Raw genomic sequence first — 17,032 nt, 5'->3', positions numbered from 1 at the left:
TGTTGTCGTTATAGGGCGAGCATGGGGCGGGCTTTACTTTGTAAAAATACAAAGTTAATTACTTTGGCATTTCACCAAAGCAATGTTTGGAGACAGCCATGCTCAGCCAATTGCGCGACCTCGACCTGCAACTGCTGCGGCTGTTCGTCACCGTGGTGGAATGCGGCGGCTTCAGCGCCGCGCAGGGCGAACTGGGGCTGAGCCAGCCGAGTATCAGCATCCAGATGGCCAAGCTGGAGACGCGCCTGGGCTACCGCCTGTGCGAACGCGGCAAGGGCGGCTTCCGCCTGACGCCCAAGGGCGAGCACCTGCTGCAATCGACGCGGCGCCTGTTCGTCGCCATCGAGGGATTTCGCGACGAAGCGCGCGGCGTAGCCGACAAGCTGCTGGGTGAGGTGCGCATCGGACTTTCCGAGGGGCTGGATGTGGAAGTCCTGGCGCAGCTGTCCGGGGCGATCCGCCGCTTCCGCCAGCGCAACGAGGCGGTCAGCCTGGAACTGATCACCGCCACGCCCGCCGAGCTGGAGCGCCAGTTACTGCAGGACCGCCTGCACCTGGCGGTCGGCTACTTCGCCGGCACCCAGGCGGCGCTGGAACATCACACCCTGTTCGTCGAACCCCAGGGCCTCTACTGCGGCGCCGGGCATCCGGCCTTCCTCGAGAAGAAACCGACCCGCGACTCCCTGGCCGATGCCGACCAGGTCCTGCACCCCTACCGCTTCATCGCCGCCGACGAGCCGCTGCAAACCAGTCGCAGCAGCGCGCGCTGCGAGCAGGTGGACGGCAGCCTGGCATTCATCCTTTCCGGTGCACACATCGGCTACTTGCCCAAGCATGTCGCCCAACCGTGGATCGAGCGTGGCCATCTGCGCGAACTGCTGCCCGGCGAGCTGGGCTTCGACGTGGCCTTCAGCCTGACCCGCCACCGCGGACGCCATCCCGGCGACGCCGAACAGGCCTTCGTCAGCGACCTGCTGGCGGCCTTCGGCCAGCGAGCGGCCGATTGACGCAGCGGAGCCTGGGGAACTGGGGCTCGTAGGCGCAGTCCCACAGCCTCTATCACGTCTTGTGACAGCTCTTCCGGCAACGCCTCGGGCCGCGTCGGAAGCTTTCCGCTATCATGCCCGCCAGCCCTATGCCCGCCCATTACGTAGTCCGCGAGATGTCCATGCGCCGCCTGCTCACCCTGCTCCTGCTGCTGATCGCCCTGCCCGCCTCCGCCGGCCTGTTCGACAAACCCGCCGACAAGGGCGGCTTCGCCGTCGGGCAACCGGCCAAGGGCGACTTCCTGCCGGTGGCCGAAGCCTTCCGCGTCAGCGTCGAGGACAGCGACAGCCAGCAGGTGAAACTGCGCTTCATCAATGCCGATGGCTACTACCTCTACCAGCACCGTTTCAGCTTCAAAGTCGAGCCCGCCGACAGTGGCGTGAACGTCGGCGAAGTGAAGCTGCCGCCGGGCAAGCAGCATCACGACGACTATTTCGGCGATACGGTGGTGTATTACGCCATCACCGACATCGACGTGCCGCTGGTGAACCCGCAACACAAGCCCTTCACGCTGGTCGTCAGCTACCAGGGCTGCGCCGATAAAGGCCTGTGCTATGCGCCGGAAACCACCCGCCTGCAGATCGCCGACGGCCAGGCCGCGAGCGTGGTGACCGGCCCCGCGCCTTCCGCCGTCGCCAAGTCCGCCGCCGCTTCGAGCAACCCGCTGGCCAGCCTGCTGGGCGACCACGAGCCGGGCAAGATCAAGAAACTCGGCCGTGCACTGGTGATCTTCTTCCTGCTGGGCCTGGCGCTGACCTTCACCCCCTGCGTGCTGCCGATGCTGCCGATCCTCTCCGGCGTCGTGCTGCGTGGCCGTCCGGGCGGCATGCGCGGCCTGGCGCTGTCGCTGGCCTACGTGCTGCCGATGGCGGCCTGCTACGCGGTGCTCGGCACCCTGATGGGCCTGTTCGGCGCCAAGCTCAACCTGCAGGCGATGCTGCAGTCGCCCTGGGTGCTGATCCCCTTCGCGGCCTTCTTCGTGGTCTTCGCCATCGCCATGTTCGGCGCCTTCGAGCTGCGCCTGCCGGGCTTCGTGCGCGAGCGCCTGGACAAGATGGCCAACAACACCCGTGGCGGTTCGATTGCCGGCGCGGCGACCCTGGGCGTGCTCTCCAGCCTGCTGGTGTCGCCCTGCGTCACCGCCCCGCTGGCCGGCCTGCTGCTCTACATCAGCAGCACCGGCGATGCGGTGGGCGGCGGCCTACTCCTGTTCTCCCTGGGCCTGGGCATGGGCACGCCACTGGTGATCTTCGCTGTCGGTGGCGGCGCGCTGCTGCCCAAAAGCGGCGCCTGGATGAACGGCGTGCGCAACGTCTTCGGCGTGATGCTGCTGGCCGTGGCCATCTGGATGCTCGAACGCCTGGTGTCCGGACCGGTGGCACTGACCCTGTGGGGTACCCTGGCCGGCGGCGTCGCCCTGGCCATCGGCACCCTCGAACTGGGACCGAAGAAGCCGCTGCAGCGCCTCGGCCAGTTGTTCGGCCTGATGCTGCTGGTCTACGCCGTGGCCGCCTGGACCGGCGCCCTGCGCGGCGAGTCCGACCCGTTGCACCCGCTGGGCCGCAACACCCCAGGTCTGCATGCGGGCCCACCGACGTCCACCCCTGGCGACTGGCAGAACGTCACCACCCCGGCGCAGCTCAACGCCGCGCTAGCCAGCGCCCAGGCCGCCGGTCGGCCGGTGCTGCTGGACTGGTACGCCGACTGGTGCATCAGTTGCAAGATCATCGAGCGCCAGGTGCTACCGGCACCGGAAGTCCAGTCGCAACTGCCCGGCTTCGTCCTGCTGCGCTTCGACATGACGGCCAGCACCGAGGAACAGCGCGCCCTGCTCGACCGCTACAACCTGTTCGGCCCACCCGCCTTGCTGTTCTTCTCGCCTAAAGGCGACGAATGGAGCGATCTGCGCATCATCGGCGAGACCGACGCTGCCACCCTGGCCGACCGCCTGAAACAGGCTGGAACGCGCTCCTGATCACAGTTTGATTGCAATGGTTTTGCCGTAATCGGCTGGCAACATGCTGACATCTACGGCAAAACCGGCATGACTGGACAGTCACGCCGGCTTTCCGGCATAGTCCCGCCCTATCTTTTCCCGCCAAGAACAAGGACTACCGCATCCAGATGGCGACCTTACTGGTACTGCACGGGCCGAACCTCAACCTGCTGGGCACCCGCGAGCCCGACAAGTACGGCTCCGTCACCCTCGAGCAGATCAACCAGGACCTGGAGCGCCGCGCCCGCGAGGCCGGCCACCACCTGCTGCACCTGCAGAGCAACGCCGAGTACGAATTGATCGACCGGATCCACGCCGCGCGCAACGAAGGCGTGGATTTCATCCTCATCAATCCGGCGGCTTTCACGCATACAAGTGTCGCACTACGTGACGCATTGCTCGCAGTGAGCATCCCATTCATCGAAGTGCACCTCTCCAACGTGCACAAACGTGAACCTTTCCGGCATCACTCCTACTTCTCCGATGTGGCGGTAGGGGTGATCTGCGGTCTGGGAGCCACAGGCTACCGCCTGGCCCTGGAATCCGCCCTTGAACAACTTGAACGCCCGTGACCTCACCTGGGAGAGCGAACACTGATGGACATCCGTAAAGTCAAGAAACTGATCGAACTGCTCGAAGAATCCGGTATCGACGAACTGGAGATCAAAGAGGGCGAAGAGTCCGTACGCATCAGCCGTCACAGCAAGACCGCCGCCCAGCCGATCTACGCTGCCGCCCCGGCCTACGCTCCGGCCCCGGCCCCGGCCGCCGCTCCAGTCGCTGCTGCCCCGGCCGCCGAAGCCGCCCCGGCTGCCCAGAACCTCGCCGGCGCCGTGCGCTCGCCGATGGTCGGCACCTTCTACCGCGCTGCCTCGCCGACCTCCGCCAACTTCGTCGAAGTCGGCCAGAGCGTGAAGAAAGGCGACATCCTCTGCATCGTCGAAGCCATGAAGATGATGAACCACATCGAGGCCGAGACCAGCGGTGTGATCGGTCAGATCCTCGTGGAGAACGGCCAGCCGGTCGAGTTCGACCAGCCCCTGTTCACCATCGTTTAAACCGCGGGGAACCTGCGATGTTGGAAAAAGTACTGATCGCCAACCGCGGCGAAATCGCGCTGCGCATCCTGCGCGCGTGCAAGGAGCTGGGCATCAAGACAGTGGCCGTGCACTCGACCGCCGACCGCGAGCTGATGCACCTGTCGCTGGCCGACGAAGCGGTCTGCATCGGTCCGGCCCCGGCCGCGCAGTCCTACCTGCACATCCCGGCGATCATCGCCGCAGCCGAGGTCACCGGCGCCGTGGGTATCCACCCCGGCTACGGTTTCCTCGCCGAGAACGCCGACTTTGCCGAGCAGGTCGAGCGCTCGGGCTTCACCTTCATCGGCCCGAGCGCCGACGTCATCCGCCTGATGGGTGACAAGGTGTCCGCCAAGGACGCCATGAAGAAAGCCGGCGTGCCGACCGTACCGGGCTCCGACGGCCCGCTGCCCGAAGACGAAGAAACCGCGCTGGCCATCGCCCGCGAGGTTGGCTACCCGGTGATCATCAAGGCCGCCGGTGGCGGTGGTGGTCGCGGCATGCGCGTCGTGCACAAGGAAGAAGACCTGATCAAGTCCGCCAAGCTGACCCGCACCGAAGCGGGCGCGGCCTTCGGCAACTCGATGGTCTACCTGGAGAAGTTCCTGACCAACCCGCGTCACGTGGAAGTCCAGGTCCTCTCCGATGGCCAGGGCAATGCCATCCACCTGGGCGACCGCGACTGCTCCCTGCAGCGTCGTCACCAGAAGGTACTGGAAGAAGCCCCAGCACCGGGCATCGATGAGAAGGCCCGCGCCGAAGTGCTGGCCCGCTGCGTCCAGGCCTGCGTGGAAATCGGCTACCGTGGCGCCGGCACCTTCGAGTTCCTCTACGAGAACGGCCGCTTCTACTTCATCGAGATGAACACCCGTGTGCAGGTGGAGCATCCGGTGTCGGAAATGGTCACCGGTATCGACATCGTCAAGGAAATGCTCAGCATCGCCTCGGGCAACAAGCTGTCGATCAAGCAGGAAGACGTGGTCATCCGTGGCCATGCGCTGGAATGCCGGATCAACGCCGAAGACCCGAAGACCTTCATGCCCAGCCCCGGCAAGGTGAAGCACTTCCACGCACCGGGCGGCAACGGCGTGCGTGTGGATTCGCACCTGTACAGCGGCTACGCCGTACCGCCGAACTACGACTCGCTGGTGGGCAAGATCATCACCTACGGCAAGGACCGCGATGAAGCCATGGCGCGCATGCGTAATGCGCTGGACGAGCTGATCGTCGATGGCATCAAGACCAACACCGAGCTGCACAAGGAGTTGGTCCGCGATAAAGAGTTCTGCAAGGGTGGCGTGAACATCCACTACCTGGAGAAGAAGCTGGGCATGGACAAGCACTAAGCCTGCCCCGCCTCGCTCCACTACAAGGGCTGCCTCTGGGCGGCCCTTGTGCTTTGCGGCCCCTGCGCGCTGGCATGGCAAGGTGCCGTGCAGTAAGCTTGCCGCCTTTATCTGCGGGCCGCCCAGGCGGTCCGTTGTCTTTTCCAGCTCCATCCCGGCACGATCGAGGTACCGCCCCATGCCCTGGCTTCAAGTCCGACTCGCCATCACCCCGGATCAGGCGGAAACCTATGAAGATGCGCTGCTGGAAGTCGGCGCCGTCTCCGTGACCTTCATGGACGCCGAAGACCAGCCGATCTTCGAGCCGGACCTGGGTACCACCCCACTGTGGAGCCACACCCACCTGCTCGCGTTGTTCGAAGCGGACACCGACGAAGACTCGCTGATCGCCCACCTGACCCTGCTGACCGGCGGCGAGCTGCCGGAGCACCAGATCGAGCACATCGAAGACCAGGACTGGGAACGCAGCTGGATGGACAACTTCAAGCCGATGCACTTCGGCCGGCGCCTGTGGATCGTGCCCAGTTGGCACGATGCCCCGGAACCGGAAGCGGTGAACCTGTTGCTCGACCCGGGCCTGGCCTTCGGCACCGGCACCCACCCGACCACTGCGCTGTGCCTGGAATGGCTCGACGGCCAGGAACTGGCCGGCCAGAACGTGCTGGATTTCGGTTGCGGCTCGGGCATCCTCGCCATCGCCGCGCTGCTGCTGGGCGCCGACCAGGCAGTTGGTACCGACATCGACCCGCAGGCGCTGGAAGCCTCACGCGACAACGCCTCGCGCAACGGCATCGACCCGACGAAATTCCCCGTCTACCTGCCCGCTGATCTGCCCAAGGCGCAGGCGGACGTCCTGGTGGCGAACATTCTGGCCGGTCCGCTGGTCACATTGGCAGAGCAGCTCACCGGGCTGGTGAAATCCGGTGGCCTGCTGGCTCTCTCGGGCATCCTCGCCGAGCAGGCCGAGGAAGTACGCGCCGCCTACGCCGACGCCTTCGACCTCGACCCGACCGCCGAGCGCGATGGCTGGATCCGCATCAGCGGCCGCCGCCGCTGAGTGCCCGCCATACGGGGCTTGAGTTAGACTAACCGCCAGATTTTTCCGCCGGACCGCCGCATGAGCGAAAGCTTCATCACCCAGTGCCCCCATTGCCAGACCCGTTTCCGCGTCAACTCGGCGCAACTGGGCGCGGCCAGCGGTGCTGTGCGCTGCGGAACCTGCCTGAAGGTCTTCAGTGCGCCGCAGAACATGGTCGGCGAGCCGACCCAGGTTCCGTCGCCGGCCGTCACTACCACTCCACCCGTCGAAGCGCCGAAGCCTGCCCCGGCAGCGGAGCCGATCGCGCCACCTGCGCCACCTAAAGCCCAGGAGCCGATCGCAGCCGCGCCCGTCCCCGCGCCGGCCTTCCGCACCTTCACGCCTGAAAAGCCCGCCGCACCGAGCGCCCCCGGCACCGCCACCCTCGGCTGGCCGCTGGCACCCCATGCCGCGCGGCATTCCAGCGATGTGGCAGAAAAGCCCGCCATCGCCGAAACGAAGGTGGAAGCGAAACCGACACCGGTTACCGAACCCGCCCCGGCCGTTGCTGCGGCCACGGTGATCGCCCCGACGGCAACCGTGTCCAGCGAGCCGCCCCAGCCTGCGCCGACGCCCGCACCAGGAAAGCCCGCACCAGGAAAGAAAGACGAGACACTGTGGATTCACGACGATCTCGACTTGGACAGCCTCAACCTCGACGAGGAACTGGCCAAGCTCGACGAGTTCGAGCTGTCCCAGGAATTCCTCAGCATCGACCGCGCGCCGCGTCCCAGCGAGGCCCTGCAGACCCGCCAGGAAGAGAAGCGCGACCCGCACGACGAGCGCTGGGCCGAAGCCCTGATCGAAGAGGAACAGAAAGGCACCAGCCGTGCCTCCCGCCAGGAACCCAGACTCGGCCAGCTTTCTGCGGAAGAGCCGGATGAGCCGCACGCCAGCGCACGCCTGGTGGCCGACAGAGAACCGGAGCCGGAGCCGGAAGAGCCAGAGGACGACGCCGAGCATGAGCCGCGTATCGACCCGACTCCCCCTCGTGTCGAGCCCTCGCGCGCCGAGCCTCTGAGGGTAGCCAGCGACGACGAGACACTTCCCGCCTTCAGCGCCCGGCGCGATGACGATGAGCCTGACGATGAAGACGAGGAGCCGCCGCTGGCCGACCAGCGCGGCGATAATCGCCGCGCCGAACCCGGACTGCACGATGGCGGCCTGCACGACCTGAGCGACGAACCCCTGCAACTGGATTGGCAGAAGCCCAAGCGCCGCTGGGGCCGCCGCCTGTTCTGGCTGCTTCTGGTGCTGTTGGCCCTGGCCGGTCTCGCCGGGCAGTACATCGCCTATCACTTCGACGAACTGGCTCGCCAGGACCAATACCGCCCCTGGTTCGCGCAGGCCTGCCCGGAACTGGGCTGCACCCTGCCCTCCAAGGTCGACGTGGAGCAGATCCGCAGCAGCAACCTGGTGGTGCGCAGCCACCCGGACTTCAGCGGCGCGCTGGTGGTGGACGCGATCATCTACAACCGCGCCAACTTCTCCCAGCCCTTCCCGCTGCTGGAAATGCGCTTCGCCGATCTGAACGGCCAGCTGATCGCCAGCCGCCGCTTCAAGCCCAGCGAGTACCTCTCGGGCGAACTGGCCGGGCAGAGCGAGATGCCGCCGCAGACGCCGATCCACATCTCCCTGGATATCCTCGATCCGGGTCCGAAAGCGGTGAACTACAGCCTGAGCTTCCACTCGCCGGAATGACCCGGCGGGTAGCTCAAAGCGCCTGAGAGCGCCAGTTCCGCTCGTCTTCCAACCTGGGGTACTAAGCCCGGGATTGTTCAGAATTTATCCAAAATCGCCTTTATCCGGTCATCGAGAGCGGGTATCATGCCCTCCCTTTTTTGCTAGCACCGGTGGCAGGCCCCGAACGCATCCGCGAGTCTCGTAGCACGCGGCGCCTCGGTGTTCCCGCCCCATTGACCATGGAAAACCAGTCGGTGGTACGCATCGGCTCCTACACACTGCCCAACAGACTGATCCTGGCCCCGATGGCCGGCGTCACCGATCGTCCGTTCCGCCAGCTTTGTCGCCGCCTCGGCGCCGGCATGGTGGTGTCGGAGATGGTCACCAGCGACGTCCGCCTGTGGAACAGCCGCAAGTCGCGCCTGCGCCTGCAGCACGACCACGAGGATCAGCCGCGTTCGGTGCAGATCGCCGGCGGCGACCCGCAGATGCTCGCGGAAGCCGCACGGTGCAATGTGGAGCTCGGCGCCCAGATCATCGACATCAACATGGGCTGTCCGGCGAAGAAGGTTTGCAACAAGGCCGCGGGCTCCGCGCTGATGAAGGATGAACGGCTGGTGGCCGACATCCTCGAAGCGGTGGTCGCGGCGGTAGAGGTTCCCGTCACCCTGAAGATTCGCACCGGTTGGGACCGGTCGAACAAGAACGGTGTGACGGTGGCGCGGATCGCCGAGCAGTCGGGCATCCAGGCGCTGGCGGTACACGGCAGGACCCGTGCCGACCTCTACACCGGCGAGGCGGAGTACGAAACCATCGCGGCAATCAAGCAGGCGGTTTCGATTCCGGTCTTCGCCAATGGTGATATCGATTCACCGCGCAAGGCGCGGCAGGTTTTCGAGCAGACGGGCGTGGATGCCCTGCTGATCGGCCGCGCCGCCCAGGGCAATCCCTGGATCTTCCGCGAGATCGATCATTACCTGAGCACCGGCGAGCTGTTGCCGGCGCCGAGTCTGCACGAGGTACAGAGCATCCTGCTCGAGCACCTCGCTGCATTGCATGCGTTTTATGGGGAGGAAATGGGTGTGCGAATTGCCCGCAAGCATGTGGGCTGGTACCTCGCAACCCTACCGGGAGCGGCGGAGTTCCGTTCCCAGTTCAATCGTTTGCAGGACAAGGATGCACAGAGCGCCAGCGTCAGGCAGTTCTTCGCCGAGCGCCACAATAACGGAGAAGGGGTGGCCGCATGACAACGATGACCGAGACATTAGTGAGTGGAATGACACCCGTGAGCGACAACGCCAACCTGAAACAGCACCTGACCACTCCGACGCAAGAGGGCCAGACCCTCCGCGACAGCGTGGAGAAGGCACTGCATAACTATTTCGCCCATCTCGAAGGGCAGCCGGTCACGGACGTGTACAACATGGTGCTTTGCGAAGTCGAAGCGCCGCTGCTGGAAACCGTCATGAACCACGTGAAGGGTAACCAGACCAAAGCCTCCGAACTGCTGGGGCTGAACCGCGGAACCCTGCGCAAGAAACTCAAGCAGTACGATCTTCTCTGACAGGTGGCAGGCGCGGGCCCGCGACCACAAGGTCAGCCGGGCCCACGCCTGACACGCGAAAAGCCCGAAGCCTTTGTGGAAGCCGTTATGACCGACCAAACCACCCGCCTGCCCGTCCGCCGTGCGCTGATCAGCGTTTCCGACAAGACCGGCGTCGTCGATTTCGCCCGTGAGCTGGCTGCCCTCGGCGTGGAGATTCTCTCCACCGGCGGCACCTACAAGCTGCTCAAGGACAACGCCATCGCCGCCGTGGAAGTGGCCGACTACACCGGCTTCCCGGAGATGATGGACGGCCGCGTGAAGACCCTGCACCCGAAGATCCACGGTGGCATCCTCGGCCGTCGTGACCTCGACGGCGCAGTGATGGAAGAGCACGGCATCAAGCCGATCGACCTGGTGGCGGTCAACCTGTACCCGTTCGAAGCGACCGTGGCCAAGGCCGACTGCGACCTGCCGACCGCCATCGAGAACATCGACATCGGCGGCCCGACCATGGTCCGCAGCGCGGCGAAGAACCACAAGGACGTTGCCATCGTGGTCAACGCCGGTGACTACGCCAGCATCGTCGCCGCCCTGAAAGCCGGCGGCCTAACCTATGCCCAGCGCTTCGACCTGGCCCTGAAGGCGTTCGAGCACACCTCGGCCTACGACGGCATGATCGCCAACTACCTGGGCACCATCGACCAGGCGCGCGACACCCTGTCCACCGAAGCTCGCGGCGCCTTCCCGCGCACCTTCAACAGCCAGTTCATCAAGGCGCAGGAAATGCGCTACGGCGAGAACCCGCACCAGAGCGCGGCCTTCTACGTCGAGGCGAAGAAGGGCGAGGCCAGCGTCTCCACCGCCATCCAGCTGCAGGGCAAGGAACTGTCGTTCAATAACGTGGCCGACACCGACGCCGCGCTGGAGTGCGTGAAGAGCTTCGTCAAGCCGGCCTGCGTCATCGTCAAGCACGCCAACCCGTGCGGCGTGGCCGTGGTTCCGGAAAACGAAGGCGGCATCCGCAAGGCCTATGATCTGGCCTACGCCACCGACACCGAGTCGGCCTTCGGCGGCATCATCGCCTTCAACCGCGAACTGGACGGCGAGACCGCCCAGGCCATCGTCGAGCGCCAGTTCGTCGAAGTCATCATCGCCCCGAAAATCTCCGAAGCCGCCCGTGCCGTGGTCGCTGCCAAGGCCAACGTGCGCCTGCTCGAATGTGGCGAGTGGCCGGCCGAGCGTGCGCCGGGTTGGGACTTCAAGCGCGTCAACGGTGGCCTGCTGGTGCAGAGCCGCGACATCGGCATGATCACTGCCGATGACCTGAAGATCGTTACCCAGCGCGCCCCGAGCGAGCAGGAAATCCACGACCTGATCTTCGCCTGGAAAGTCGCCAAGTTCGTCAAGTCCAACGCCATCGTCTACGCCAAGGCGCGCCAGACCGTCGGCGTCGGCGCCGGCCAGATGAGCCGCGTGAACTCCGCCCGCATCGCCGCCATCAAGGCCGAGCACGCCGGCCTGGAAGTGAAGGGTGCGGTCATGGCGTCGGACGCCTTCTTCCCGTTCCGCGACGGCATCGACAACGCTGCCAAGGCCGGTATCACCGCGGTGATCCAGCCGGGTGGCTCGATGCGCGACAACGAGGTGATCGCCGCCGCCGACGAGGCCGGCATTGCAATGGTGTTCACCGGCATGCGCCACTTTAGGCATTAACCGGGACGGCCGCACTGTAGCGGCCGTCTGCTGCGTTGCGGACGACTTCGCCAATGCTCATTGCCAATAGGCAACTCCGCTTGTCTAAGCCGTCCGCGCCTTGCATCCAGCCACTCCATTGCGCCCTCGCACAGGCTGGAAAAAAGCTCTCGTAGGTTGGGTGGAGCGAAGCGATACCCAACAATCCGGCAAAGCCGGAACTGTTCAGGAGAACTCCAATGAACGTACTCATCATCGGTAGTGGCGGTCGCGAGCACGCGCTGGCCTGGAAGGTCGCGCAGGATTCGCGCGTGCAGAAGGTCTTCGTCGCGCCGGGCAACGCCGGCACTGCCACCGAAGCCAAGTGCGAAAACGTCGCCATCGACGTGCTGGCCCTGGAAGAGCTGGCCGACTTCGCTGCGAAGAACGTGCAGCTGACCATCGTTGGCCCCGAGGCTCCGCTGGTCAAAGGCGTGGTCGACCTGTTCCGCGCTCGTGGCCTGGACATCTTCGGTCCTACTGCTGGCGCCGCCCAGCTGGAAGGCTCCAAGGCCTTCACCAAGGACTTCCTCGCACGCCACCAGATCCCCACTGCCGACTACCAGAACTTCACCGAAGTCGAGCCGGCGCTGGCCTATCTGAAAGAGAAAGGCGCGCCCATCGTGATCAAGGCCGACGGCCTGGCCGCGGGCAAGGGCGTGATCGTCGCCATGACCCTGGCCGAAGCCGAGGAAGCCGTGCGCGACATGCTCGCCGGCAACGCCTTCGGCGACGCCGGTTCGCGCGTGGTGATCGAAGAGTTCCTCGACGGCGAGGAAGCCAGCTTCATCGTCATGGTCGACGGCCAGAACGTGCTGCCCATGGCCACCAGCCAGGACCACAAGCGCGTCGGCGACGGCGACAGCGGCCCGAACACCGGTGGCATGGGCGCCTACTCCCCCGCTCCGGTAGTGACTGCCGACGTGCATAAGCGCGTGATGGACGAAGTGATCTACCCGACCGTGCGCGGCATGGCCGAGGAAGGCAACGTCTACACCGGCTTCCTCTACGCCGGCCTGATGATCGACAAGAGCGGCAAGCCCAAGGTCATCGAGTTCAACTGCCGCTTCGGCGACCCGGAAACCCAGCCGATCATGGTCCGCCTGGAATCGTCCCTGGTCCTGCTGGTCGAGGCCGCCCTGGCCAAGGCGCTGGACAAGGTCGAAGCCACCTGGGACCCGCGTCCCACCGTGGGCGTGGTGATCGCCGCTGGCGGCTACCCGGGCGACTACGCCAAGGGTGACGCTATCTTCGGCCTGGACGATGCCGCCAAGCTCGACGGCAAGGTCTTCCACGCCGGCACCGCGCTCAAGGACGGCCAGGTCGTCACCGCCGGCGGCCGCGTGCTCTGCGCCACCGCCATCGGCCCGACCGTCTCCTCGGCCCAGGAACAGGCTTACCGCCTGGCCGAGAAGATCCGCTGGGACGGCAGCTTCTACCGCAAGGACATCGGCTATCGCGCCATCGCCCGCGAGCGCGGCGAGGGCTGATCCGACGGGCGGAGGCGTCCCTCGTCGGACGCCTGCTGCCCGGTGGTCCCGGCGTGCACGGGTGGATTACGGCCTTCAGCACACTTGGCTATAATCCGCCCACTCACTACCGAAGGGACTTCGCCGTGCGTCGGCTCTGGACTGCCACAGGACTCCTCGTCAGCTTGCTGCTGGCCGCTCTGGTCTGTCTTCCGACCTACGCGGCAAGCCAGGATCCCGGCTGGTCCCAGCTCCACGACAGTGACGCCCGCCTGCAACTGCAGGACGTGATCTCCCCGCGCTACCGTACCCTCTTCAGCCCCCTCGACATCAACGACCTGCACGCCCCCGCCGGCCCCGGCGCGACCTGGCTGCACGTCCGCCTCCCCGCCAACGACGAGCCCCAGCAACTGCGCCTGTTCGCGCCAAGCCTGGACAGCTTCGAGATGTTCATCCTCGACGGGCAGAAAGTCCTCGAGCAGAAGAGCGCCGGCAATCTTTCCCCAGTGCAGCGCCCACTGCTCAGCAGCGACCTGGTGATTCCCCTGCGTACCGCCGCCGAGCCGCTGGACCTCTACCTGCGCCTGTCGTCGGCCATGCCGCTGCGACCGAACATCAGCATCGAGGCCGCCGGCCAGCCGAGCAACGACCAGCGCCCGCTGCACTTCGGCGTACTGATCGGCTGCCTGGCCATGCTGCTGCTCTACAACCTCGTGCGTTTCGCCTATACACGCGTCGCCAGCGGACTGTGGCTCGCCGGCGTACACGCCAGCCTGCTGCTGGCCTGCCTGAACCTGTTCGGTCTGCTCAGCCCCTGGTACGGCAACAACCAATCGCTGCAGCCGATGGTCGCGCTGGCCTGCCTGGTAGTGACACTGTTCTGCGCGCTGGGCTACACCGCCAGCTTCTTCCGTGACCTTACCCCGCGCCTGCCACTCAAGCGTCTGCTGCTGGGCGGCACCGCCACACTGGCGATCCTGTGCGTCGCCCTCAACCTGCTGCTCGGGCTGTCCATCAGCAGCCTGGTGTACGGGCTTATCACCCTGGTGACCCTGGGCATGCTCGGCGTGGCGGTCTACTACTGGATCCATGCGTACCGGCCGGCGCGCCTGTTCGCCATCGGCATGGGGCTGTTCGTGGTGGCCTGGTGCCTATGCCTGCCGTCGCTGCTGGGCTACGTGGCGACCCGCGCGGAATGGCTCGGCAGCGGCCTGCTCGGGCTCTCGGCAGTGGTGGGCTTCCTGCTCAGCCTGGCGCTCGCCGAACGCCAGCGGAAAATCCAGAACGACCAGTTCGCCGCCAGCCGCCAGCGCGCCGCCAACGTCGCCGAACTCAAGGCCAAGGGTGACTTCCTGGCCAAGATCAGCCACGAGATCCGCACCCCCATGAACGGCGTGCTGGGCATGACCGAGCTGCTGCTCGGCACTCCGCTCTCGGCCAAGCAGCGCGACTACGTGCAGACCATCCACAGCGCGGGCAACGAACTGCTCTCGCTGATCAACGAGATTCTCGACATTTCCAAGCTGGAGTCCGGGCAGATCGAACTGGACGAGGTGCAGTTCGACCTCGGCGCGCTGATCGAGGACTGCCTGGCGATCTTCCGCGCCAAGGCCGAGCAACAGAAGGTCGAGCTGATCAGCTTCACCCAGCCGCAGGTGCCACGCATCGTCAGCGGGGACCCGACACGCCTGCGCCAAGCCGTACTGAGCCTGCTGGACAATGCCTTCAAGCAGACGGACGAGGGCGAGATCCTCCTCGTCGTCGCGCTCGACGGCCCGCCCGACCGTCCGCGCCTGCGCATCGCCGTGCAGGACAGCGGCCGTCCGCTGGACAGCGCCGACCGCCAGGCCCTGCTCACCGCCGAGCTGCACAGCCGCGATTTCCTCTCCGCCACCCGCATCAGCAGCCGCCTCGGCCTGATCATTGCGCGCCAGCTGATCCGCCTGATGTCCGGGGAATTTGGAATAGAGAGCGGCGACAGCGGTGGCGATTCGGGCAACCTGCTCTGGCTCAGTCTGCCGCTCGACCCGCAGCAGATCGACCAGGCCGGCGCCGACCTCGACAGCCCGCTGCAGGGCGCGCGCCTGCTGGTGGTGGACGACAACCAGACCTGCCGCAAGGTGGTGGTGCAGCAATGCAGCGCCTGGGGCATGAACGTCAGCGCGGTGTCGTCGGGCAAGGAAGCGCTGGCCCAGCTGCGCACCAAGGCGCACCTGCGCGAATACTTCGATGTGGTCCTTCTGGACCAGGATATGCCTGGCATGACCGGCATGCAGCTGGCGACCAAGATCCAGGAAGACCCGAACCTCAACCACGACATCCTGCTGATCATGCTCACCGGCATCAGCAACGCGCCGAGCAAGATCATCGCGCGCAACGCCGGGATCAAGCGCATCCTCGCCAAGCCGGTGGCCGGCTACACGCTCAAGGCTACCCTGGCCGAGGAACTGTCCCGCCGTGGCCCGAGCGGCGTGAGCAACTACCTTTCGCCGGCCAGCGAGCCGGTTTCGAACGTGCCGCCCAGCGACTTCCGCATCCTCGTCGCCGAGGACAACAGCATCTCCACCAAGGTCATCCGCGGCATGCTGAGCAAGCTCAACCTGCAGCCCGATACCGCCAGCAACGGCGAGGAAGCCCTGGCCGCGATGAAGGCGACCCAGTACGACCTGGTGCTGATGGACTGCGAGATGCCGGTGCTCGACGGCTTCTCCGCCACCGAGCGCCTGCGCGCCTGGGAAGCCAGCGAACAGCGCCCGCACACCCCGGTGGTGGCACTCACCGCGCACATCCTCAGCGAGCACAAGGAGCGCGCGCGACTGGTCGGCATGGACGGCCACATGGCCAAGCCGGTGGAGCTGTCACAGCTGCGCGAACTGGTGGCCTACTGGGTCGGCGAACGCGAGCGCCGCCTGCACCAGCAGAGCGACGCGCTGCCTTCCTGATCCCTGATGAGCGATTCGGGCAGCACCAACTCCATGGGCGAAAAGAAACACGCCGAGTACATCGACGACGTCATGATCGACTTCAGTCAGAGCAGCTACTGGCGAATAAAACTGTTCCAGGCGCAGTACGGCGAGAAGTTCCTCATCAGCAACGAATCCGCAGAGACGCTACCTGAGCCTCTTCGGGAAGCCTTCCGTAAACACAATCTGCGGTACTACGTATCCAAAGTGGCAGACTGCCCTGACACGTTTCTTGAAGGGTCCGTCATCTTCAAGTTCGAAGCATCGGAGCATCCGGCCCTGGTCCGCTACTCCGGCAACTTCCACACTCGCTCCGATATCCTGCACTGACGCAAACCCGTTCTGGCATTTGCCCCGCCGCAATGCCACCCGCCGCCTCAACCGCTATGCTTTGCCCTGCCGCGCCCTCTCAATCCGGACGAGTCGCTCCCATGCAAGTGATGTTCAGCGTGTACCTGAAGATGCTGGTGCTCTATAGCCCCTTCTTCGTCCTGTCCTGCTTCATCAGCCTCAACCGCGGCTTCGCCCCGCGCGACCGCAAGCGCATGGCCTGGCGCGTGGCCCTGGCGGCGCTGATCGCCAGCGTGCTGCTATACCTCTTCGGGCGCTACATCTTCACTCTGTTCGGCATCACCGCCGACGCCTTCCGCATCGGCGCGGGCAGCGTGCTGTTCATCTCTGCGCTGGGCATGGCCCAGGGGCGCTCGGCGGTGCAGGCGGACAACGTGCAGCAGGACGTCACCATCGTCCCGCTGACCATCCCCATCACCGTCGGCCCCGGCACCATCGGTGCGCTGCTGGTGATGGGCGTGAACCAGGACTGGGAGCACAAGCTGTCGGCCCTGGCAGCAATCCTCCTCGCCTGCCTGACCGTCGGCGTCACGCTCTACCTCTCGGACAAGATCGAGAAAGTCCTCGGCGAACAGGGCCTGATGATCGTCAGCCGCCTGATGGGGCTGTTCGTCTGCGCCCTTGCCGCGCAGATCATCATGACCGGCGTGCGCGGCTACTTCCTCCCGCAATAACGCGCTCCTTTGGTGTGCGCCACGCACCAAAGGGCGCTCGGCGCACCAAAGCTGCGCACTGAAAAACCT

General features: G+C 65.6%; 14 protein-coding genes. All 14 read left to right on the top strand.

Features of this window, described 5'->3' with window-relative positions:
• The first annotated feature begins 98 nt into the window (after window positions 1-98).
• On the top strand, window positions 99-1,007 hold the full coding sequence (locus tag ACIPK7_RS22135) for a LysR family transcriptional regulator (RefSeq protein WP_192434279.1): 909 nt from the start codon (window positions 99-101) through the stop codon (window positions 1,005-1,007).
• A 161-nt stretch (window positions 1,008-1,168) separates the two neighbouring features.
• Window positions 1,169-3,022 (top strand): protein-disulfide reductase DsbD, encoded by a 1,854-nt coding sequence (locus tag ACIPK7_RS22130; RefSeq protein ID WP_401090344.1) that lies wholly within the window; start codon window positions 1,169-1,171, stop codon window positions 3,020-3,022.
• Window positions 3,023-3,171: 149 nt separating this feature from the next.
• On the top strand, window positions 3,172-3,615 hold the full coding sequence (gene aroQ, locus ACIPK7_RS22125; protein ID WP_192434396.1) for a type II 3-dehydroquinate dehydratase: 444 nt from the start codon (window positions 3,172-3,174) through the stop codon (window positions 3,613-3,615).
• Between the two features lie 24 nt (window positions 3,616-3,639).
• The gene (gene accB, locus ACIPK7_RS22120; protein WP_401090192.1) at window positions 3,640-4,101 is read left to right on the top strand and encodes an acetyl-CoA carboxylase biotin carboxyl carrier protein; all 462 of its coding nucleotides are present in this window, start codon (window positions 3,640-3,642) and stop codon (window positions 4,099-4,101) included.
• Between the two features lie 17 nt (window positions 4,102-4,118).
• Window positions 4,119-5,468 carry an acetyl-CoA carboxylase biotin carboxylase subunit gene (accC, locus tag ACIPK7_RS22115; RefSeq protein WP_045216407.1) on the top strand — a complete coding sequence of 450 codons (1,350 nt, stop codon included), beginning with the start codon at window positions 4,119-4,121 and terminating at the stop codon, window positions 5,466-5,468.
• Window positions 5,469-5,646: 178 nt separating this feature from the next.
• On the top strand, window positions 5,647-6,525 hold the full coding sequence (prmA, locus tag ACIPK7_RS22110) for a 50S ribosomal protein L11 methyltransferase (RefSeq protein ID WP_401090190.1): 879 nt from the start codon (window positions 5,647-5,649) through the stop codon (window positions 6,523-6,525).
• 60 nt (window positions 6,526-6,585) lie between these two features.
• Window positions 6,586-8,247 (top strand): DUF3426 domain-containing protein, encoded by a 1,662-nt coding sequence (locus tag ACIPK7_RS22105; protein WP_401090188.1) that lies wholly within the window; start codon window positions 6,586-6,588, stop codon window positions 8,245-8,247.
• A 221-nt stretch (window positions 8,248-8,468) separates the two neighbouring features.
• Window positions 8,469-9,476, top strand: a complete 1,008-nt coding sequence (gene dusB / locus ACIPK7_RS22100; protein WP_401090186.1) for a tRNA dihydrouridine synthase DusB — start codon at window positions 8,469-8,471, stop codon at window positions 9,474-9,476.
• On the top strand, window positions 9,473-9,793 hold the full coding sequence (gene fis, locus ACIPK7_RS22095) for a DNA-binding transcriptional regulator Fis (RefSeq protein ID WP_024766365.1): 321 nt from the start codon (window positions 9,473-9,475) through the stop codon (window positions 9,791-9,793). The genes dusB and fis overlap by 4 nt, the downstream gene beginning before the upstream one ends.
• An 87-nt stretch (window positions 9,794-9,880) precedes the next feature.
• Window positions 9,881-11,488 carry a bifunctional phosphoribosylaminoimidazolecarboxamide formyltransferase/IMP cyclohydrolase gene (gene purH / locus ACIPK7_RS22090; RefSeq protein ID WP_401090184.1) on the top strand — a complete coding sequence of 536 codons (1,608 nt, stop codon included), beginning with the start codon at window positions 9,881-9,883 and terminating at the stop codon, window positions 11,486-11,488.
• A gap of 218 nt (window positions 11,489-11,706) precedes the next feature.
• Complete coding sequence (purD, locus tag ACIPK7_RS22085; protein WP_401090182.1) at window positions 11,707-12,996, top strand: phosphoribosylamine--glycine ligase; 1,290 nt, start codon at window positions 11,707-11,709, stop codon at window positions 12,994-12,996.
• A gap of 125 nt (window positions 12,997-13,121) precedes the next feature.
• The gene (locus tag ACIPK7_RS22080) at window positions 13,122-15,917 is read left to right on the top strand and encodes a hybrid sensor histidine kinase/response regulator (protein WP_192434264.1); all 2,796 of its coding nucleotides are present in this window, start codon (window positions 13,122-13,124) and stop codon (window positions 15,915-15,917) included.
• A 6-nt stretch (window positions 15,918-15,923) separates the two neighbouring features.
• A complete protein-coding gene (locus ACIPK7_RS22075) occupies window positions 15,924-16,268 on the top strand; it encodes a hypothetical protein (protein ID WP_192434262.1) in 345 nt (114 codons plus the stop codon).
• Between the two features lie 101 nt (window positions 16,269-16,369).
• Window positions 16,370-16,963, top strand: coding sequence for a MarC family protein (locus tag ACIPK7_RS22070; protein WP_192434260.1), 594 nt, complete (start codon window positions 16,370-16,372; stop codon window positions 16,961-16,963).
• The last annotated feature ends 69 nt before the right edge of the window (window positions 16,964-17,032 follow it).

Source organism: Pseudomonas sp. NPDC086581 (genome assembly GCF_044746165.1).
In the GTDB taxonomy this organism is placed as follows: domain Bacteria; phylum Pseudomonadota; class Gammaproteobacteria; order Pseudomonadales; family Pseudomonadaceae; genus Pseudomonas.
Note: the sequence above shows the minus strand (reverse complement) of the source record. Positions and strands in the feature narration are given on the sequence as shown.